At 70.5% G+C, this 20,177-nt stretch carries 19 protein-coding genes; 18 read left to right on the forward strand and 1 reads right to left on the reverse strand.

Features of this window, described 5'->3' with window-relative positions; genetic code table 11:
• Positions 1 to 203 precede the first annotated feature (203 nt).
• From ESZ52_RS07765 to ESZ52_RS07835, 15 genes are all read left to right on the forward strand, one after another.
• On the forward strand, positions 204 to 686 hold the full coding sequence (locus tag ESZ52_RS07765; protein ID WP_131104426.1) for a DUF2871 family protein: 483 nt from the start codon (positions 204 to 206) through the stop codon (positions 684 to 686).
• Positions 683 to 2,797: an MMPL family transporter gene (locus ESZ52_RS07770; protein ID WP_131104427.1), complete on the forward strand. Its 2,115-nt coding sequence runs from the start codon at positions 683 to 685 to the stop codon at positions 2,795 to 2,797. The genes ESZ52_RS07765 and ESZ52_RS07770 overlap by 4 nt, the downstream gene beginning before the upstream one ends.
• Positions 2,798 to 2,816: 19 nt before the next feature.
• Positions 2,817 to 4,061 (forward strand): sensor histidine kinase, encoded by a 1,245-nt coding sequence (locus ESZ52_RS07775; protein WP_131104428.1) that lies wholly within the window; start codon positions 2,817 to 2,819, stop codon positions 4,059 to 4,061.
• Complete coding sequence (locus tag ESZ52_RS07780; protein WP_131104429.1) at positions 4,058 to 4,669, forward strand: response regulator; 612 nt, start codon at positions 4,058 to 4,060, stop codon at positions 4,667 to 4,669. The genes ESZ52_RS07775 and ESZ52_RS07780 overlap by 4 nt, the downstream gene beginning before the upstream one ends.
• A gap of 502 nt (positions 4,670 to 5,171) precedes the next feature.
• A complete protein-coding gene (locus ESZ52_RS07785) occupies positions 5,172 to 5,948 on the forward strand; it encodes a hypothetical protein (RefSeq protein WP_131104430.1) in 777 nt (258 codons plus the stop codon).
• Positions 5,949 to 5,983: 35 nt separating this feature from the next.
• On the forward strand, positions 5,984 to 7,060 hold the full coding sequence (locus ESZ52_RS07790) for a hypothetical protein (RefSeq protein WP_131104431.1): 1,077 nt from the start codon (positions 5,984 to 5,986) through the stop codon (positions 7,058 to 7,060).
• Positions 7,050 to 7,361: a hypothetical protein gene (locus tag ESZ52_RS07795; RefSeq protein WP_131104432.1), complete on the forward strand. Its 312-nt coding sequence runs from the start codon at positions 7,050 to 7,052 to the stop codon at positions 7,359 to 7,361. Before ESZ52_RS07790 ends, ESZ52_RS07795 begins: the two co-directional genes overlap by 11 nt.
• Position 7,362: 1 nt before the next feature.
• Entirely contained in the window at positions 7,363 to 8,184 is an 822-nt protein-coding gene (locus tag ESZ52_RS07800) for a hypothetical protein (protein WP_131104433.1), read from the forward strand.
• A gap of 24 nt (positions 8,185 to 8,208) precedes the next feature.
• Positions 8,209 to 9,666 (forward strand): TrbL/VirB6 family protein, encoded by a 1,458-nt coding sequence (locus ESZ52_RS19880; protein WP_131104434.1) that lies wholly within the window; start codon positions 8,209 to 8,211, stop codon positions 9,664 to 9,666.
• 70 nt (positions 9,667 to 9,736) lie between these two features.
• Positions 9,737 to 11,239 (forward strand): SCO6880 family protein, encoded by a 1,503-nt coding sequence (locus ESZ52_RS07810; protein ID WP_131104435.1) that lies wholly within the window; start codon positions 9,737 to 9,739, stop codon positions 11,237 to 11,239.
• A gap of 137 nt (positions 11,240 to 11,376) precedes the next feature.
• A complete protein-coding gene (locus ESZ52_RS07815) occupies positions 11,377 to 12,783 on the forward strand; it encodes an ATP-binding protein (RefSeq protein WP_238160635.1) in 1,407 nt (468 codons plus the stop codon).
• A 7-nt stretch (positions 12,784 to 12,790) separates the two neighbouring features.
• Positions 12,791 to 14,353 (forward strand): peptidoglycan DD-metalloendopeptidase family protein, encoded by a 1,563-nt coding sequence (locus ESZ52_RS07820; RefSeq protein WP_131104437.1) that lies wholly within the window; start codon positions 12,791 to 12,793, stop codon positions 14,351 to 14,353.
• 69 nt (positions 14,354 to 14,422) lie between these two features.
• Positions 14,423 to 14,872 (forward strand): hypothetical protein, encoded by a 450-nt coding sequence (locus ESZ52_RS07825; protein ID WP_131104438.1) that lies wholly within the window; start codon positions 14,423 to 14,425, stop codon positions 14,870 to 14,872.
• A 98-nt stretch (positions 14,873 to 14,970) separates the two neighbouring features.
• Positions 14,971 to 16,395: a type IV secretory system conjugative DNA transfer family protein gene (locus ESZ52_RS07830; protein WP_238154408.1), complete on the forward strand. Its 1,425-nt coding sequence runs from the start codon at positions 14,971 to 14,973 to the stop codon at positions 16,393 to 16,395.
• Entirely contained in the window at positions 16,392 to 17,048 is a 657-nt protein-coding gene (locus tag ESZ52_RS07835; protein ID WP_238154407.1) for a hypothetical protein, read from the forward strand. Before ESZ52_RS07830 ends, ESZ52_RS07835 begins: the two co-directional genes overlap by 4 nt.
• Before the next feature lie 443 nt (positions 17,049 to 17,491).
• Here ESZ52_RS07835 and ESZ52_RS07840 read toward each other — a convergent pair whose 3' ends face one another.
• Entirely contained in the window at positions 17,492 to 18,343 is an 852-nt protein-coding gene (locus tag ESZ52_RS07840; RefSeq protein WP_131104440.1) for a hypothetical protein, read from the reverse strand.
• A gap of 157 nt (positions 18,344 to 18,500) precedes the next feature.
• Here ESZ52_RS07840 and ESZ52_RS07845 point away from each other — a divergent pair, with 157 nt between their 5' ends.
• The 3 genes from ESZ52_RS07845 (at position 18,501) to ESZ52_RS07855 (ending at position 20,143) form a co-directional block, all read left to right on the forward strand.
• Positions 18,501 to 18,887 carry a hypothetical protein gene (locus ESZ52_RS07845; RefSeq protein ID WP_131104441.1) on the forward strand — a complete coding sequence of 129 codons (387 nt, stop codon included), beginning with the start codon at positions 18,501 to 18,503 and terminating at the stop codon, positions 18,885 to 18,887.
• A gap of 258 nt (positions 18,888 to 19,145) precedes the next feature.
• Positions 19,146 to 19,661: a hypothetical protein gene (locus ESZ52_RS07850; RefSeq protein WP_131104442.1), complete on the forward strand. Its 516-nt coding sequence runs from the start codon at positions 19,146 to 19,148 to the stop codon at positions 19,659 to 19,661.
• Between the two features lie 98 nt (positions 19,662 to 19,759).
• Positions 19,760 to 20,143, forward strand: a complete 384-nt coding sequence (locus ESZ52_RS07855) for a hypothetical protein (protein ID WP_131104443.1) — start codon at positions 19,760 to 19,762, stop codon at positions 20,141 to 20,143.
• Positions 20,144 to 20,177: the final 34 nt, after the last annotated feature.

A 20,177-nucleotide genomic window follows, 5' to 3' on the forward strand; every position in this document is an offset into this window, starting at 1 on the left:
TCTCTCTCCGATGAAGACGACCACTCGCAGGTTCCATCCTGTATTGCCGCTGCGGGTGGTGACTAAACCACTGTCACCTGTCCGTGCAGCAGTCCCCCGGGTGCTCGTTTGGCTGACCGCAGCAGCGGGAGCGGGACAGGATCAACCAAAGGGTTGAGGTCCGCGGGCGGTGGCGGCGCCCACGCGACCGTAGCGTCGAAGACATGCTTCGACTCATCTACCGATTTGCCGTCGTCTGGACCGTGGTCGGGCTGGTCGGGGGCCTGGCCTACCGGGAGGTCACCAAACTCCTGGAGTTCACCGGCCGCACCCAGCTCGCCTTTGTCCACACCCACGCCCTCGTCTGGGGCACGGTCTTCATGTTCGTGCTGCTCGCACTCGCGGTCGTCCTGCCCGGGCTGACCGCCGACCGCCGCATGCGCTGGGGTCTGCACCTGTTCAACGCCGGTCTGGTGCTCACCGTCGGCATGCTTGCATTCAAGGGCGCCCTGCAGGCCATGGAGGTGTCCTGGGCCGACCACGCCGCCCTCGCCGGCGTCTCCGGCCTGGGTCACATGACGCTCACCGCCGCCCTCGTCCTGCTGCTGCTGGCGGTCGGCCGTTCCGTGCGGTCGGCCCAGGCCCGGTCTGAGGCCGGTCCGGCTGGCCGGGTCGAGGAGCCCGACAGCCTGGTCGAGACCCGATGATCGCCCGGCTGCTCACCGGACGCCGCAGCGCATGGATGTCCTTGCTACTCGCCGTCATCGTCGCCGCCGGCATGGTGGGCGGCCTCCAGGGCGCCGAGGTCACCAACGACCACAGCGCCGTCCCGCCCGCATCCGAGTCCGCCCAGGTCGAGGACCTCCTGACCGAGCTTCCCGGCAGCGACGTCCAGCAACTCGTGGTCGTCGTGACGCGCGCAGACGGGCAGGCGCTGACCGACGCGCAGTTCGGCGAGCTTGGTCAGCTGGGTGCCGGCCTGCCCAGAGCCGTCGTCGAGGTCGTCGGCCCGATCCCCAGCGTCGACCGTGAGGCCGCCCTGCTCCAGGTGCCGGTGCAGGTGGCGGGAGACGACAATGCCGCGTTGCGGGCCGTGACCGACGGTGTCCGCGACGCGGTCACAGTCGACCTCCCCGACGGGCTCATCGCCCAGACCACCGGCGGTCCCGCCCTTGGTGCCGACCTCGCCGCCTCCTTCGACGGCGCCGATACGCGCCTCCTGCTCGTCACTATCGGGGTGGTCGGGTTCCTGCTCCTGCTGACCTACCGCTCCCCGGTGCTCTGGCTCGTCTCGATCACCGTCGTCGGCCTGGCGGACCGGGTCGCGGCCGTGCTCACTGCCCAGCTGGGGGAGCGGCTGGGGCTGTCCTTCGACACCGGCATCATCAGCGTCCTAGTCTTCGGCGCAGGCGCCAACTACGCACTGCTGCTCATCTCCAGGTACCGCGAGGAACTGCGCCGACACACCGACCACCGGGACGCTCTCGCCGTCGCCTGGCGAGCCACCCTACCCTCCATCCTGGCCAGCAACCTGTCGGTCGTCGTCGCGCTCGCAACGCTCGTGCTGGCCGTGATCCCGGGCACCCGGGGCCTGGGGGTCGCCGCCGCGGCCGGTCTGCTGGTTGCCCTGGCGTTCGCCCTGTTCGTGCTCCCTCCCGCCCTCGCCGTCGTCGGCCGCGGCGCTTTCTGGCCCTTCGTCCCCCGCCCGGCCGGGTCCATGACCGAGCATTCGACGGACGCCCCGCACCGCCGAGGGGTATGGGGCTCAGTCGCCGCCGGCGTCGTCCGGCACCCGTGGCGCGTGCTCGCCGCCGGGGCAGTCGTGCTTGCAGTGATGGCCACCGGCCTGGTGGGCACCGAGGTTGGGCTCAACCAGACGGAGCGCTTCCGAGTCGCGGCGGAGTCCGGCGAGGCGCTGGAGACCATCTCCGCGCACTTCCCGGCCGGCGCGTCCGCCCCGCTCGTCGTTGTCACGGACGCTGCCCACCTCGAGGAGGTCGAGGCGACGGTCACCGCATACCCCGGAGTCGACCAGGTGCACCCGGGGCCGACCGGGAGGACCAGTGCCGGCGAGATCGCGACCCTGTCCGTGGTCGGCGATGCCACCCCCGGCTCTGACGCCGAGCGGGAGTTGGTGACCGGTCTGCGCGAGGCGGTGCATGCCGTGCCCGGGACGCACGCCCTGGTCGGCGGTGCCCCCGCAGAGGAGGTCGACGTCCAGGACGGGACCTGGCGTGACCTGCTCGTTGTCGCACCGCTCGTGCTGGCCGTGGTCGCCCTCGCGCTCGCCGCGCTGCTGCGATCGTTAGTGGCCCCGCTGGTCCTGCTCGCGATCAACGTGGCCAGCTCCGTGGCCGCCATCGGGGCCGGTGCCTGGGCCAGCCGGGAGATTCTCGGCCACCCCGCGCTCGACACCCCGGTGCCGCTGCTGGCCTTCCTGTTCCTGGTCGCGCTCGGCATCGACTACACGATCTTCCTCGTGCACCGGGTCCGCTCGGAGGTGCCGGTGCACGGCACCCGGGAGGCCACCGTGCTCGGGGTCAGCGCGACGGGCGTGGTCATCACCAGCGCCGGGATCGTCCTGGCCGGCGTCTTCGCCGCCCTCGGCGTACTGCCGCTGGTCACCCTCGGCCAGATCGGCCTGATCGTCGGCATCGGCATCGTCGGGGACACACTGCTGGTGCGGACCCTCATCGTGCCGGCCGTCATCACCCTGCTCGGTGACCGGTTCTGGTGGCCGAGCCACCCGCAGCGGCAAGAGCCCGGGGAGGCCGGCCGGTCAGCGCAGGCGAACCCCCGGCCGGCGCTGGCGCGGTGACTCCGCCATCGCTGGCACGATGATCAGGGTGAGCACCCCGACCATGAAGATCCGCGGCCTCGTGCTCGTGCAGCACGTCCTGCTCGCGGTCCTCGTCGTGGTCGGGATGGTCCGGGCACTCACCACCGGCGCCCCGACGCTGCCGCTCCTGCTCACCGTCCTGCTCCTGCTCGGCTGGTACGCCCTGGGTGCACGACTCGCCTCCGTCCGGCTCGCGTCGGTGGACGGGGGTGCACCTGGTGGTCGCTCCGGGCGGTGGGGTGGCTGGTGGCTGGTCGGGCTGGTGGCCTGCTGGCTGCTCACGGTTGTGGTCTCCGCAGACATGGTCTGGGTGGCCTTCAGCCTGTGGCTGCTCGCCGGTCACCTACTGCCGCTGCGCTGGGCCGTCGCGCTGAGCCTGCTCGTCCTCGGTGTCGTCATCGGGCGCGGCGGGCACGCGGACGGGTGGACGGCAGCCTCGGTCATCGGCCCCAGCGTCGGGGCGGGTTTTGCCCTGGCCCTCTCCCGCGGCATGGGGCAGGTCGTCCGGGACAGCATCGAGCGCCAGGAGCTGGTCGCCTCGCTCGTCGCGGCGCAGGAGGAGACCGAGCAGCTCCAGGCCGAACTGGCGCAGACCCAGCGCACGGCCGGTGTCATCGCCGAGCGGACCCGCCTCTCCCGGGACATCCACGACACCCTCGCCCAGGGCTTCTCCTCGATCCTGCTGCTGGCCCGGGCTGGCCGCGCGACCGACGACCTCGGCGCCCACCGCCGGCTGCTGGGGCAGATCGAGACCAGCGCCGCTGAGCACCTCGAGGAGGCGCGGCGGGTCGTCGGGGCTCTTGCCCCCGCCCCGCTGCAGTCCGGGCTGGCCGAGGCGCTGGAGCGGATCACCGCCCGATTCACCGACGAGACAGGCGTGGATGGGAAGGTGCGGGTCGAGGGTGACCTGACCGCGTTGCCGCCCGTGCTCGAGGTCACGCTGCTGCGGACCGCCCAAGCGGCGCTGGCCAACGTGCGCCAGCACGCCCGGGCCAGGCGCGTCGTGGTGACGCTGGCCGAGGCGGAGGACCTGGTCCGGCTGGACGTCGTCGACGACGGCGTCGGCTTCGACCCGGCCCGGGTCGAGCAGGAGGACGGCCGCGGCGGCGTGGCCCGCGGGGGCTACGGCCTGCGGGCCTCACGCGAGCGGCTCCGGGAGCTGGGCGGCGGTCTCGACGTCGAGTCCGACCCCGGCGCCGGCACCGCGATCAGCGCCTTCCTGCCCAGGGCGGCCGCGTCATGAACACGGTGAGGGTGCTCGTCGTGGACGACCATCCGGTCGTCCGGGCCGGGCTGACCGCCCTGCTCTCAGCGCAGCCCGAGATCGAGGTGGTCGGCGAGGCCGCCGACGGCTACCGTGCAGTGGAGCTAGCGGCAGAGCTGAGGCCGGACGTCGTCCTGTGCGACCTGCGCCTGGGGGACGGTCCAGACGGGGTCGAGGTGGCGCGGACGCTGCCCACCCCCCTGATCATCCTGACCACCTACGACCACGACGCCGACCTCGTCCGGGCGGTGGAGGCCGGCGCAGCCGGCTACCTGCTCAAGGACGCCGACCCGGCCGCCATCGTGGCCGCCATCCAGACCGCCGCGCGGGGCAGGTCGGTGCTCGGCCCGGACCTCCAGCAGCGCGTCGTCGAGACGATGCGCGTGCGCCGCGCAGAGCTCTCGCCCCGAGAGCTGGAGGTGCTGCGCCAGGTGGCCCAGGGGCGGTCCAACCGGGAGGTCGCCCGTGAGCTCATGGTCAGCGAGGCCACCGTCAAGACCCACCTCGTCCATGCCTTCGGCAAGCTCGGGGTGGACAGCCGCACGGCCGCTGTCGCCGCCGCGCGCCGGGCCGGGCTGCTCGACTGAATTCCCTGGAAGGTGCGCCCAGCCCCTTGGCAATCCGGCCCACTGTGGCGCGGTCCGCGATCCGAGGTCAAGCACTCACGTCACCACCGTGAATCATCGAGGCTCGTCCCCCAAGGGCGTCCCTCGGGCGTCCGATTCGCCGGCCTGTGTCACATGCCGCGTCGCAGGCTCCACAGCTCCCACGCCCTACTCATGAGACCCAGGGGATTCGACCAAACGTAGGCAAGCTGCGTCTCCACGCTCGCATCCTCCAGGACGCTGTCCCAGGCCTCCCATACGCCCGTGCGCCGCCTGGACGGGAACCATGCGGCCGCACCGTCCGTGGTTGTACGGGCCTGTGTCGAGGGGTGAATCCAGGGACGTCCAGGGACGCCCTGTGACCTGCGGTGATGTCGGCGTCTCTGGGCGTCGCTGGTGGGGGTAGGGACGTTTCCGGGGACGTTGCCGGGGACGTCCTGGTCCCAGCCTGCTCCTCGTGACCGCACAAAGACAGGAGCACACGATGAGCGTGGCACGACAACTGGGTCTGCAGGCACCCGAGGGCGAGCTGTACCTGCAGGCGTGTTCACGGTGGAACCGGTGGGTGGCGCAGGACCCGGTGCTGGGGGTGGGGGTGGACCTGCCCGGCCTGCGAGCCTGGGCGTTGGACGCGGCCCCGCCTCGGGCGAACGAGGTGTTGCTGGCGCTGGCCCGGCTCGGTGCCCCGGACGGGGGCGGGGACAGAACCGCCACCGGAGCGTTGCTGTGGGTGCTGATGCCGGGCGCGGTGCGGGTGGCCGCCCGGTTGGCGTCGTTCAGTGAGCAGGTCGATGAGCTGGTCGCCGCGCAGTTGTGGATCAGCGCCCGCACCCTGGCCTGGTCCAAGGGCGTGCGGGTCGCGCCCACGGTGCTGAGGAACACCCGCCGGGAGGTGCTGCGTGACCTGGGCATCACCACCACTTGCGCGCAGCGAGAGCGACCCACCCATGACCTGGACCTGCTGGCCGGCCCGTCCGGGGAGGGCACGTGCCCGGCTGCGGTCGACCGGCTGCACGGTCTGCTGGGCCAGGCCCGTCAGGCCGGGGTGGTGACCCCGGAAGAGTGCCACGTGCTGTTGGCCCTGTCCGAGCACGCTTGCACCAGGGCCATCAGCTACGGCCGGGCGGGGCTGCTGTCCCGGGCCTCCACCGCCCGGGTCGCGGCAGACCGGGGCATGTCGCACACCACGGTCGTGCGCCGGGCCCACCGTGCCCTGGAGGCGCTTCGCGCCACCTACGCACCCCAGGGCGTGAGCACGTGAACCCCGCACCCGTTCCCGGGACGCATCCGGAGCACATGGACCTCACCACCATCCCCTCCGGCCAGCACGCCGACCCCCGGAGTTCTCGGGGGGTGGTGTCGGTGCCTGAGCTGCGGGCGGCCTGGCACGCGGCTGCCGACGGATGCTTCCGGCACGTCATCACTACCGCCGGGTCGACCCCTCCTTGGCCCAGTAACCCGCAGGCTCTGATCGAGCCGTATGAGCCGGGGGGTGAGAACGGGACCGGCTGGTGCCCGCCGGTGCTGATCACCGTGCTTGGGTGCCACGGGTCGGCCGGGGCCAGCACGGTGGCCCTGGCGATGGCCACCGCTGCCGGGAGGCCGGTGCGGGTGGTGGACGCCGCCGGCGCCGGGAGCAGCGGACTGTCCGGGGCAGCGACCGCCGAGCTAGGCCCGGTCGGCGCCGGATGGGTCCGCGGTCACCGCGACCACGTCGTCATCGATCGGCTCGTCCAGGACCACCCCGGACCGGCGCACCTGCCGCCGCCGCAGCCCTACCCAGGCCCCGAAGCCGGCACGGGTGGTACGGGTAGCTTGAGGGAGACGGGGCAGGTGCCAGTGGTGCTGGACGCGGGCTGGGGCGTGCACGTGCTGGCCTGGGCGCACGGGTGGCTGACCGCAGCCCTGGCCGGGTCACGGGTGGTGGTGCTAGTCACCACCGCGACCGTACCCGGGATGACCCGCCTGGACGCGGCACTGCACATGCTGCAAGACCTGGGCCCCGGACCGGCGCACCGGCGGCTGGTCGTAGCCGTGCGCGGACCGGCCCGGCGTCGCTGGCCGCGGCAGGTGACCGGTACCCCCGGCCCGCAGGTCCAGGACCTGCTGGCCCGGTCCATGGTGATGGTGCCCCCCTGCTCGGCGTTGGCTGTGCGGGGCCTGGACACCTCACCCCTGCCTGCGTCCCTGGTGGACGCCGGTGCTCGCATTCTCGCCCTGGCAGGGCTAAGCGACACCTGGCCGGATGTCCGGCCCACCCCCCACGCGGCCCCCACGGCCGACGCGGCCGTTGACACCGCCCGCCCCCGTGCGGCACTGGTCGACCGCGAGGGATCCCACCACCACAAGGAAGGCGATAACCATGTTCGTTGAGGCCCCGACCGCCGCGCCGTTGCACGCAGCCACGATCCTCGCGCAGGTCTGCCCTCAGGCACCCCCGGGCGCACAGGTCCACGTCGACAACATCCTTGGCTACGTCCTGTGGGGCGTGGGCATCCTGTTCTTCCTCGGGGTCATCATCGCCGTCGGCGCTATCGCCGGCGGCCGCATGTTCGGTATGCCGCACGCCAGCACCGGCGGCATCATCGGGCTAGTCATCGTCTTCATAGCCGTGATCGCCTACCTGATCCTGCCGGGGATCCTGGACGCGATGATGGGCACCGGGTGCGTCTGAGATGTCCACGACGACACCGCATGGGTGGGGGAGGGGCAGGCTGCTGACCATCCTCGCCGGAGCCCTGGGTACCGGGTTGGCGGTGCTGGCCGGCCTGGGTTTTTTCATCTGGCAGGTCCTGACCGGTGACCAGCCCGAGACGGTGGGGCAGGACACGGCGTCGCTGCCGATCGTGCTGGAGGAGGCCAGCTTGCCGCAGGCCGGGCAGGTCCGGCGCGAGCTGATCGCCGAGGCGCAGATGCTGACCGTGGACGACCCGCGCGCCTACCGCGAAGGACAAGTGGCCACCAGCCTCGTCGAACCCCTGGCCATCCCTTCACCGACAGGGACAGGACCGCTGGGGATCCCGACCGGGTACCCCCAGACCCCGGAGGGTGCGTTGGCGCAGCTGGCCGCGATCGACGTCGCTGTCATCCAGGGCATGTCCGTGCCAGTCACGCATGAGGTCTACCGGTCCTGGTCCACCGGTGAGGCTGACCCAGCCGGTTGGGTGATGACCGGGAACGTCACCGACTTCCTCACCGCCGCCCAGCAGAGCGGACAGGTCAAGGAGAGCGGCCTTGTCGTGACCGCGACCCCGGCGGCCGGTCAGGTCAAAGGGACCGACGGGCAGGACTGGGTCTTGGCCTGCGTCCTGCTGGAACTGTGGGCACGCCTGGTGGAGGAGGCGCGGGTCGCCTACGGGCACTGCGAGGCCATGACCTGGACCGGTGACCGGTGGGTGATCGACCCCACGCACCCGGTCTCACCGGCCCCTTCGACCTGGCCCGGGACCGATCTGGCCGCGCGCGCCGGGTGGCGGCCCTGGGTCCACAACCACTGAGCAGACGACACAAGGAGGTGGGCCATGTTCGGTATCCCGAACCCGTTCGAGTACCTGGCGGGCAAGGCCGTCGGCGAGCTGGTGGCAGACGCCTGGACCTCCATCATGCTTGGGATCTGGATGGGCGGCCTATGGTTCCTGCGCACCGTCCTAGGTTTCGTGGACGCGATCCTCACCCCGGACATCACCGCTGCCGGCCCGGCCGGGGACGTGTACCGGATCACGTTCTGGCTGGCCCTGGCGCTGGTCCTGATCCTGGCTATGGCCCAGCTGGGCCTGGCCGCCTGGCGCCGGGACGGCGCAGACCTCGCCCAGGCCGCGGTCGGGGTCGCGCAGTTCGTCGTCGTTTTCGCCGGCTGGATCGGGTACTGCGTGATGATCCTGGCCGCCGCCCAGGGTCTGACCCGGTCCTTGATGCAGGCCATGTTCGGGGTGGAGCTGTTCGCCCACTGGGAGCCCTCCGAGGTCTTCATCATCGCCACCGAGGACATCACCGACACGGTGCTGGCCACCGTCCTGGGGTTCATGGGCCTGTTCCTGTGGCTGGCCGGGATCGGGTTCCTGCTGGTCATGCTGACCCGGGCCGGGGCCCTGCTGGTGCTGGTCGCCACCGGACCCATCGCCGCGGCAGGCCTGGCCAGCGGGTTCTCACGGTCATGGTTCTGGAAGTCGTTCCGGTGGTTCCACGCGGCCGCGTTCACCCCGGTGCTGGTCGCTCTGGTCCTCGGCCTGGGGATCTCGTTGACCACCGGCATTGTCGAAGGCGAGGCCGATGGGCTGGCCAGGACGATCGGCACCGCGATCCCCGGGGTGTTCCTGATCTGCATTGCCGCGTTCTCCCCCCTCGCACTGTTCAAGCTCCTGGCCTTCGTCGACCCCGGCACCTCCTCCGGGGCCGCGATGCGTGCCGGGTACGAGGCTCAGGGCGGGTTGCGTGGGTTAGCCGGCCGGGCCGTGGGGACGTCCAATGCCGCCTCGAGCGTGGACAGTCACGGCCGTTCGGCCAGCGAGGTCTCCGCCGAAGGAGAGGCCAACCAGCGGGCCGCCAAGGCCACGAGCAACGCGGCCTCCAAGGGCGGCTTCGCCATCGGCCCGGCAGCCGGCGCCGTCGGTACGGCGATCGGTCTCGGCGTCGAGGCGATGGTGTCCGCCGGCACCCGGGGCGCGGCCATCGGCGCGGACGTGTCCAACCAGATGGGTGCCGGGCACAACACCTATGTCCCCGACTTCCAGCCGGCCAGGACGGGCGGTGGCCGCCGACGAGCCAGCCACCCCGAACAACGCGGCGAGGACACCGGCGGTGGCAGCGGTGGCAGCGGTGAAGCCGGTGGGGGAGCAGTCCAGGCGCCACCCCCGGCGCAGACCAACCCGAGCACCGGCGCTGGTCCGCTCCCCCCGCCCAGCGGCGGCGGTGCGGCCGGTGCCGCCGGAGGCGCCGGCGGCACCGGAGCGGCCGGAGCGGCCGCAGGAGCAGCGAAGTGATGAGTCCCTGGTGGCTGCAGCGCCGCTTTAGGAAGCGACCCACCCAAGCCGCCCGCAGGAGGACCCCACGATGACCGTCTACCGCGACCACACCCGCGCCCGCATCGGGTGGTTCTTCGGCCTCACCGGCCTCCAGCTCGGCCTCCTGGCCGCAGCCGTCCTGCCGGTGGCCTGGTCGATCTCCAAGCAGGACTGGGCCGCGGTGGGCCTGTCCATCCTCGGCTGGGGGTTGCTGTTCGGTGTCGTGGCCGTCCCGGTCAGGGGTCGGTCGATGACCGGGTGGATCACCTCGACCGTGTCCCTGGCGGCCGGGACCCTGGCCGGGTGGACCCGGTTCCGGGCGCGGGCCACCACCGGGCAGGCCCAGGAGCAGGAGCAGGCGGACCTGCCGGGGGTCCTGGCCAGCGTCGTGATCCACGAGGGCCCACCGACAGGGCACTCCCACCGTCGGGTCGCGTTGATTCAGAACCACTCGATAAGGACCTGGGCGGTCACCGCCTCGATCGTCCATCCGGGGCTGGGCATGGCCGAGCTCGAGGATCGGCAGGTCTACGGGCAGGGCCTGGCAGAGCTGCTCGACGCGGCCGTGCGGGCCGAGCTGGTCTCCGAGGTCATCTTCATGGTCCGCACCGTTCCTGAGGACGGTGCCGAGCGGACCGACTGGGTGCGTCGCCACCGCACGGGCAACGCCCCAGCCCAGGTCACGGCGATCAACGACGACCTGCACGAGTCGCTGACCGCCGCGACGGTGCGTACCGAGCAGTACGTCACCGTCGTGGTGCCCGAGTCACGGCTGGGCAAGGTGGCCCGGGAGTACGGCGGGGGAGTCAACGGTCGCGCCAGGGCCCTGTACGGCGCGATCGCCGAGGTTGAGTCTCACCTGCGCGGCGGCCTGGGCGTCTCGACCGTGGAGTGGCTGACCAGCCCCCAGCTGGCTCATGCGTGCCGGACGGGGTTCGCCCCGGGGGACCGGGCGACCATCATCGACGCGCTGGCTGCCGGACAGACCGACGACGATGTGAACACCTGCGTGCCGTGGGAGCTGGCCGGCCCTTCCGGTGCTGACGCCGCCGTGCGGCACTACTCCCACGACGCCTGGAACTCGGTCTCCTCCACGATCAAGCTGCCGGTGAAGGGGGCTGCGATGGGGGCGCTGGCCCCGGTCCTGTCGGCGCACCAGGACGGGGAGCGGCGCAGTTTCATGGTCTGTTACCCCCTGGTGCCGCCGGGCCGGGCCGACCGGGCGTCGGCCAACAGCGAGTTCGGTGCCGACCTGGGGCAGTCGTTGCGGGTCGCGGCACGGATGAAGCGGCGCACCAAGAACATCGACGAGAGCGAGAAGGTGCGCCGCCTGGAGTCCAAGCTGGCCCGCGGCAACTCCCTGATCGTCCCCTACGCCGTCGCTACGGTCACGGTGCCTAAGACGGTCCGGGCGGCCGAGGCGGGCCGGCGCCTGGACTCGGCGATCCGGCGCGCCGGGTTCGCCCCGTTGCGCCTGGACCTGGCTCACGACGTGGCCTTCGCCGCCTCGGTGGTGCCGATGGGCATCAGCCTGACCCGGAAAGCGACCTGAGGATGGACACTCCACGCAGTCGCACCCCTCGCGCCCGCCGGGCGAGTACCGGCCGGGACGTAGCCACGCTGTTGGCTGACTTCGGTCACGACGCCCCGCCGGCACCCAGGCCGGTAAAGCCAGGGCGGGAGCCGCGGGTGTTCCGGCCCACCAGTCCCAAGGGGCAACGCGCCAAGGACCGGGGGTGGGCCCCGGCGCGGGCGCCGGTGGCGACCTGGCGGATGACCAGTGACCAGGCACCGGCGTTCTGGCCGTTCATCCCCGCCCCCGCATTGCCGCCGACCGGGGCGCAGATGGGCATCGACGTCGCCTCCGGGGCCGCGTTCCACTGCGACCCGCTCGGTTGGGTGGTCCGCCCCGACGTGCCGATTAGCAACCCCAACATCATGTGCTTTGGCAAACCGGGCATGGGTAAGTCCGGGACCACCAAGGCGTTCATCCTGCGGATGATGGACTTCGGGTACCGGGCCCTGATCCTGGGCGACACCAAGGACGAGTACGAGGGCGTATGCCGCTTCCTGGGGGTGGAGCCGATCGCCCTCGGCGCCGGCCTGGCGGCCCGGGTTAACCCCCTGGCTCTGGGGCCGCTGGGTCACGGATGGGAGCAGTTGGACGCCGTGGAGGCGCAACGTCGCGCCCAGTCCGTGTTCTCCCGGTGGCTGACCCTGATCCGGGCCTTGGTCGGCTCGGCGCAGATCGGAGAGGGCCTGGTCCCGTTCGGGCCCACTGATGAGACGGTGGTCCGCACCGCCTTAGCCGACCTGGTCGGCTACGCCGCTGGCGCCACATCTCTGACCGAGACGACGCTGCCCGGGTTGTGGCATGCCTTGGACAACCCCGCCCCCGAGCTGGTGGCGGCGACCCGGTACGAGACCCGCCGGCAGTTCACGGACGAGACCCGGCTGCTGCGCGATGCCCTGGGCCAGCTGGTCAACGGCGCCCTGGCCGGAATGTTCGACGCGCACACCAACTTCGACATCGACTGGCTCGCACCGATCCAGTCCCTGTCCCTGTCCCGGCTGCCCCAGGAAGCCGTGGGCATCGCCCTGACCTGCCTGGGCTCCTGGGGCGCCGGGCAGCGCGAAGTCGTCTCCCGGGCCGACCAGCGCGTGGTCGTCCGCGACGAGGCGTGGCGGCAGCTGCGGCTAGGCCCAGAAGCCGTCAAGGCCTTCGACGCCGACATGCGCCTGTCTCGCGGCTTCGCCGGCCAGGGCGGGGACATCCAGTACGCGGTCGCGCACAAACCCTCCGACCTGCTCTCCGCCGGTGACGAGGGCTCGGTGGCTCAGATGATCGCCCGGGACATGCTGCACCTGGCAGACATCAAGATCCTGCACGGCCAGGGCCCCAAGGTGGCTAAGGAGCTCGACGAGATCCTGGGCCTGGGCCCGTTGGCCGTGCATGCCATCACCACCTGGGCCCGGCAGGAACCGGGCCGTGCCGTGTGGCAGGTGGGGGACCGCCTCTACAAGGTGCAGACCGTCCTGCACCCCCTCGAGGCCGCACTGGCCAACACCAACACCGGTATCGAATCGACCCGGTGATCCAGCCGTGAAAGGTGCCCTCGCCGTCCTGGCCGCCCTCGCGCTGCTGGCCGGGGTGCCGCTGTCCACCGCGGTGCTCGTGGCCTCGGTGGCCACACCCGCGCTGGCCGAGGAGCACCGCACCCTCTTCTGCGAGGGGACCCTGCCCGTCACCGGGGACTGGCGACCACCGTACGAGACCGCCTATGCCCTGACCCCAGGCTCGGGGTTCGGACAGCGTTTCCACCCGATCCACAAGGAGTGGCTCCTGCACGCCGGGGTCGACATGACCTCCCAACCGGCGGGCGCCCCGGTGGTCGCCGCCGCGGCCGGCACGGTCACCGGATCCGGGTGGACCAGCGGGGGAGGAAACACCGTCACCATCGACCACGGCGGCGCGATCAGCACCCGGTACCTGCACCTGGCCACGCCCAGCCCGCTGACCGTCGGGCAGAGCGTCCACCAGGGTCAGCGGGTCGGCGTCGAGGGGTCCACCGGTGACTCCACCGGCAGCCACCTGCACTTCGAGGTGCGCTCCGCTGGGGAGCCGATCGACCCGGTGCCGTTCATGCTCGAGCGCGGTGCCCCCCTGACCGGTGTCGCCGTGGCTCCCTCCGCCCCGCCCGAGGTGGCCCCGGACCTGCCGCGGGACGGGGAGGGTGGCATCGGGTTCGAGCTCCCCGCCCCCGGGCAGCCTCGCCAGGACTCGCTGCACAACCGGCCGCTGCCGATCCCGCCGGGCATCCAGGAGCTGTACGAGCAGGCCGGGGCCGAGTACGGCATCCCGTGGGCCCTGCTGGCCGGGATCGGGATGGCCGAGACCGCGCACGGGGCCAACACCGGCACCAGCTCGGCGGGTGCGCGGGGCCTCATGCAGTTCATGCCGGCCACCTTCGCCGCCTACGGGGTCGACGGGGACGGGGACGGCTTGGCGCAGATCGACAACGATGCCGACTCGGTCCACTCCGCGGCCAACTACCTGACCGCCTCAGGGGTGCACCGTGGCGAGGAGTGGGTGCGTGTTGCGCTGTTCGCCTACAACCACGCCGACTGGTACGTCAACGACGTCCTGTACTACGCGCAGCAGTACGGGGGTGGTCTGGTCCTGGGAGACCCGCTGCACTGCGACGGCCAGGGTGGCAACCCCGACCTGCCACCGGTCAGCAGCGAGCGGGTCGCTCAGATGCTGTCCTTTGCGGCCGGACAGGAGGGGGACTCCTACATTCTGGGCGCTGCCGGGCCCGATGCCTGGGACTGCTCCTCCCTGGCCCAGACCGCGATGGCCCATGTCGGGATCACCTCCCCCCGCACCGCCCAGGCCCAGCGGGACTGGTTGGCGATGGGTAACGGGTTCCGCGTCCCGGTCGACCAAGCCCAACCAGGGGACCTGTTCTTCTTCGACTCCTACCTCGGACCGCACACGATCGGGCACGTCGGCTTTGTCTGGGACCCGGCCACCTACACGTCGATCGAGGCCGCCAACCCCGCCAAGGGGGTCGGCTTCTTCAGCTACGAGCCGTTGATGGACAACAACATCTTCGAGATCTGGCGTTTGGGCAACATCGACGACAACCCGAAGGCACCCAGTTGAGTCCCTGGGCCGTCCTCGTCCGCTTCAGGACGCAGAACGGTTTCCCCCGGTGAAGAGATGAGAGAAGCGATGCGACAGGACCGACTCAAGAACCCCCACCCGTGGACCTACGAGATCCCCCTGGCGATCGCGGCGACCCTGCTGTTGGCCGCCGTCCTGGGCGTGCACGCCGGGCGGGCCGTAGCCAACTTCTTCGCCGGCGGCGGCTGGGGGTGGCCTCCAGCTACTGAGCTGTTCACCAGCCTGCCCGGCCTCCTGCGCGGAGATGCCGGCGCAGGGCTGACCAATGCCGGCGACCTCGCCGGACCCGGCGCGCTGGCGACCTGGGTGCTCATCACCGGGACGCTCAGCTTGCTCGGCTGGCTGGTCGCCTCCGTGGTGGCCTATCGGCGCTGGGGACCGGGCCGGCTACGTGGCATGGCCTCCCGGTCAGAGGCCGCGGCACTGCTGGGACTACCCCGGCTGCGCAAGCACCGGGCCATCATCCGGCCCGACCTTCACGGAAAGGCGGCACAGTGAACCTCCCCACCAGCGTCTTCGGGCCACGTCGAGTTCGGTCCCCGGACGGGGTAAGTACCGATCCCGGTTCGGTGCGCACCAAGTTCGATCCTCGGGACGTGGGGTGGAACCTGGGACGGTCCACCGCCCCCGCGGGGGTCGACCTGTGGGTGCCGTGGGACCGCACCGCCGGAGTCATCGGACCGCAAGGTTCAGGCAAGACCTTGGACCTGCTTACCCCTGCCCTGCTCGATGCACCCGGGCCGGCGCTGGTCACCCTCACCAAACCGGATGACCTGCTCCTGACCTTCACGTCCCGCTCCATCGACGGGCGGCCCTGTGTCGTGCTCGACCCGTTCGGGCTGGTGCCCGGGCTGCCCGAGCTCGTGTGGGACCCGATCGACGGGTGCGTGGACGCGGTCGTGGCCGAGCGGCGGGCCAAGGCGTTCACCGCCGGGACGATCAAGGGTGCTGTGGCCGAGGGGTACGGGGACCAGGCCGCCCGGTTCTACGCCGCTGAGGCCGCCAAGGTCATCCAGGCCTACTTCCACGCGGCCGCGTTGACCAGCCGCACCCTGGACGACGTGCTGGAGTGGGTCGCCGACCCGCGCTCCACCGTCGAACCGTCGGAGATCCTGCGCACCCACCCCCAGGCTGCACGGTTCTGGCACGGGCTGCTGCACGGGGCCCTCCACGGAGACGAACGGACCGCCGGCAACACGATCACCACGGTGCAGCAGGCCCTGTCGCTGTTCTTCCAGGAACCGATGCGTCAACGGTGCGTCCCCGGACCCGGACGACCAGCGACCAATATCGGGCAGGTCTTGGCCGGCGGCGGCACTATCTACCTGCTCGGTCGGGAAGACCCCTACGCCTCCGCCTCACCGCTGATGACCGCCCTGGCCGAGCACGTCCTGGACACCGCCCTGGCCATGGCCCAGCACTCAGGCTGGGGTCGGCTGTGTCCACCGATGCTTGCCTGTCTGGACGAGCTGCCCTCCACCGCGCCCCTGCCCACCCTGCGCACCCGGATGGCCAACGAACGCGCAATGGGCCTGTCCTTCATCTGGGCCGCGCAGACCCGCGCCCAGCTGGACTCGATCTTCGGCCAGCAGGAGGCCCGCGCCGTGCTCGGCCTGACCAACAACCTGGTCCTGTTCGGCGGCTCCAAGGACGTCGCCTTCAACCAGGAAGTCTCCGACCTCCTCGGCAAGGTCCGCGTCGGCCGCGCCACCTGGAACGCCGGACATCGCAGCGGACGCACCTACACGGGCGAGGACATCCCCGTCCTGACCGGTTCCGAGATCCGCCAGATCAAGGAACGGCACGCCCTGGTCATCTCCGAGAACGGCAAACCGATCATGGCCCGGCTCCACCGCTGCATCGACGGCAAACCCGGTAAGCGGCTCCTGGCCGAGCAAGCCATGCTCCGAGACCAGATCGGTGGCCACCGGCGCGCCACCATCACCCCCGAGGCTCGCACCACCGCCGCCCTGGCCGCGGCCCGCCACCACGGCCTCATCGCAGCGGAGTACGACAGGTGAGCACGCCCACGCAGACAGGAGAACAGGGACGGGGACGCTACCCGCTGGCCAGGCCCTTCCCCACCCCCGGCCGCCTGATCGCCCTTGCCTACCGGGAGCTCGATCTCGCCCTCAACGGGGACGACGCCGAACGCCGGGCGTCCGGCGACCCCAGCAAGCTGCTCCGTCCGTGGGACCCCGGATCCATCGAGGACCCGCCCATGCGGGCCGAACTGTGGCAATGGCTCGAGGCGGTCGTCGAGTGGGTCAACACCGAGCACGTATGGGACCCCTGCCACCTCGTCCCACCGTGCTGGCCCGCCCACCCGCACCTGGTCCACGAGATCGCGGTCCTGGCCGACCAACGCCGGAAAGCCGGCCAGGCCCTCGCCAGCGACGCACTTGAGGAATGGCACCGCTACGCCCTGCCCGCCTTCTTCGACCGCCGCAAGACCAGGCTGCGCGCAGCTTGTGACAACCGCCACCACGACTGGCCAGCCCGCCCCGCCCACGTCCGCTTCCAGAACGACCACGGACACCGGACCCGGCACTACACCGGCGACGTCGATCACCACCGCCGGCTTCTCCAACCGCCCGACCAGACCCAGCCGGTCCCGCGCCTGCACGTCGTCGATGGCCACCAAGTCGACCCTCAAACCGGCGAGGTGTACTAAGTCACTCGAGATCCGCGACTTAGGAGCCGATGGGGGAGCGGGGCGCTGTGACTCGCGACCTGCGGCAGTCCAGGATGGTTCGTGCCTTTGGCGTGGTCGGCCGCCAGTGGCGTCGGCCTGGTCGGTGCCTTATGGCGGTGAGTACAAGTGCTCGGTGGCGCCTTCGCCGAGCTTGCCTGGTCTGCGTAGTTGGACGAGAGCCGCATGAGTGATCAGCAGGGGCAGTCCAGTTGTCAGGTAGTTCTTTGCGGAGATGGCCCACACGATGAGGCCAAGTGTTGCGAGCAGCGTATGCCAGTCCAGGGCTTGTGGACATCGGTTCTCCTCACTCGTTGTCGGCACTGTAGTTGGGCCGTTGGGGAGGCGTCTGATATGGCGCTGGTTATGAGCGCCCTCGCGTATAGCGTTCTCTCCCTCCGACCCGCGACTGGCGGGGTTCAGTTCTAGGGAGTCGTGATTCCGCCTTCGAGCGTCATGGCGGCCGGCCGTTCCTGGCTTTCGTGCTGGACGAGTATGCGCGGGCCGCTGTCCAAGAGGTTCTGCCAGGCGGATGGCTCTTGCCAGGGGAGGTTGGGGCAGTTCTGCTCGGTCTTCGTGTCTTCGGTGCCTGCCGTTGAGTGGATTTCCTCGGTGCTCCATGCGCCGGTGATCCTGACGTTTCCGTCAGCAAGGTCACCCGGGGCGTGCAACTCCTGGCGGCAGAGGTCCACCGTCCACGTGGTGCCGTCGTACTGCAGAACGGGCCCGTCCAGTGCAGGAGTGACGCCGCGTTGATCGAGGAGATACCAGGTGCCTCGTACCAGTTCAGCGGTGCCCGGCACCAGGCTGGCCTGCGGGTTGACGACGGATAGGTCCTCGAGCTGCTCGGGTGGAACGCTGGCAAGGGTCAAGGCGGTCAGCCCGGTTTCCTTCGGAAGGCCGGCGGAGGGAATGACGAGTTCCTCCACCACGGTGCCGGTGACGGCGAGCTGCCCGTCGGCCCAGGCCAGTGTCGGTAGCGAGGCCGCGCGGGCGTTGTCGCTGGAGATGGAGACATCGGGCAGGTTCAGCAGGAGGTCGCCTGGCTGGATCGCCGCTCTCGGCTGGCAATCGCTGCCCCGCTCCCGGGTCGGCAGGCCCATCCCGGACTGCAGCAGACCAGCCGAAAGGGTGGCGTCGGTGTAGGTCTCCACCGAGCAACCGTCGGAGACGACGATCGCCTGGTCGGCGGTGACCGTCACCGGGCCGCCCAGGTCCAGCAGCCCCGGGTTGGCGGCGCTGGCCACGCCGTGCGAGGTGTCGACGGTGAACACCACCGGCTCGAGCCTCCTTACCGACCACGAGAGGACCGGGCCATCGTGCCTGCCGTCCAAGAGCGGCGATAGCGTGACACCAAGCTCGTGGGCGGCATGAGCGTGCACCGCGCAGTGACGGGCGAGGCGCAGGCGACGGCCGTTCTGAGAGGATCGCGTCATGCCTTGGAAGCCACCGCTCGTAGAGGCGGGTGATGCGCGTATTGACCCGTTCCGTAATCGCGCAGGGCTCGTGCTTGAAGATGGCGGAGTGGAGTTCGCACGTCTCTACCTAGAGGCGGAGACGTACTTCGAGCAGGTGAGGGGCCACCTGTGGTGGCGAGCTTGGTCAGCGCCCTACGAGGTTATTCACGGCTACATGTTGTTGGTCGGTGGTCAGTTCACTGACTGGGTCTCAGACCGGGCCGAACTTGAGAAGGACTCTGCTGACTGGCTCAGCGGATGCTTCGAGTACGTAGGGGTCAAGTATCACGTCGTCTGGCTGAGCACGGAAGAGTCTCGACGCGTACGGGACGAGATCTTCGGAGACGGCCCCCTGCCGGACTGACGCAACCACACTCGCGAGCGGCATGTGCGTACTCAGACGCGGGTCCAAAGGCATCAGCTTTATCGGGCCACCTCCAGTGATCGCTATGGCTGGCCCGAGTGCCCCCACTGACCCCTTGCCCAGTGTTGGTTGTCGCCGCGCTGGGGGTGGTCACTTCCAGAGGGATCTCGGGGCTCACCCCGAGATCGCGCCATTCTCTCGCAGTTAGGCCCATGCACTGCCGAATGGCCGCGGCCTCCCGTCCACTATCGTCCCCGCATGGGCACCTGGGATGTAACCAGCGATCGTGGCCGGACCCGCGCCTGGCAAGCCCTATGCCATGAGTTGATCGGTGTCGCCGCGTCCCTCGAACTGCACGTGGATCGGACTCTTGCACTGGTCCACGGTCGAAGCCCCGAGGCGATCGAACGGCTAGAGACTGACGTCTTCGGCCGTGTTCCCGCGGACGTGAAGCTGAGCCTGCTTGAGACGGTTCTCGCGTCGACGACGCACCCGAGCACTCACTTGCCCGCAGAGGCGCACTTGCCGTTCTGCGTACCTGGCCTTCGGTTGATATCTCGCATGCGGAACGCCATGGCCCATGGGGAGGTCGATGCCGACTCCACAGGCGAGACACTAGTCCTCGTGGGCAGACACCGAGGCCGTCACCAGCGACACGAGGTCCCCCTCTCTAGGGTGCGCTACGCCCGCGGTCAGCTGGCGACGGCCTTGGAGCAAGACCTCATCCAGCTTGCTCTCTGGGCCGCCGACCGACGCGTCGCATGGGTCTACTGACGCTCGCACAACCAGCGGCATGAGCGGTGACCAGCATCTGAGATGCAGTGGATGGCAAGCTTGCCGTGGGAGGGTGAACCAGACTGAGGGAAGAGGCTATGAGGTCGGAGCTTATCTACACGGCGATCACCGCGGCAGGGATCATCTGGTTCATCGCCGACAGGTGGGAGGGCTCGCGCGCCGTAGCGGCCAGTCTCGTCCTGGGCGGTGCGCTGGCGCTGGCGCTGAGTGCAGCAACACGGGTGAGCCGATTCGCGTGGGCCCCTCCGCTCCTCGTCTTCAGCACGGTCACCTCCGGCGCTCACCTTCTCTATGTCCGGCTCGCCGAACTGGAAGAACCCGGCTCCACCCTCGGCGGGTCAGGGTCGGACCTGATCGTGCTCCTCCTCATGCCCGCGTGGCTCCTCGCGTTCGTCTTCACCATCGCATCCGTCGTCAAAAGCGGGGGCGCGACCCAAACGCGCGCAGACACGCCACCCTGACAACGCTACCCAGGCGCAACCTGGAGACTTCAGG

Origin of the sequence: Ornithinimicrobium sufpigmenti, assembly GCF_004322775.1 — a bacterium.
In the GTDB taxonomy this organism is placed as follows: domain Bacteria; phylum Actinomycetota; class Actinomycetes; order Actinomycetales; family Dermatophilaceae; genus Ornithinicoccus; species Ornithinicoccus sufpigmenti.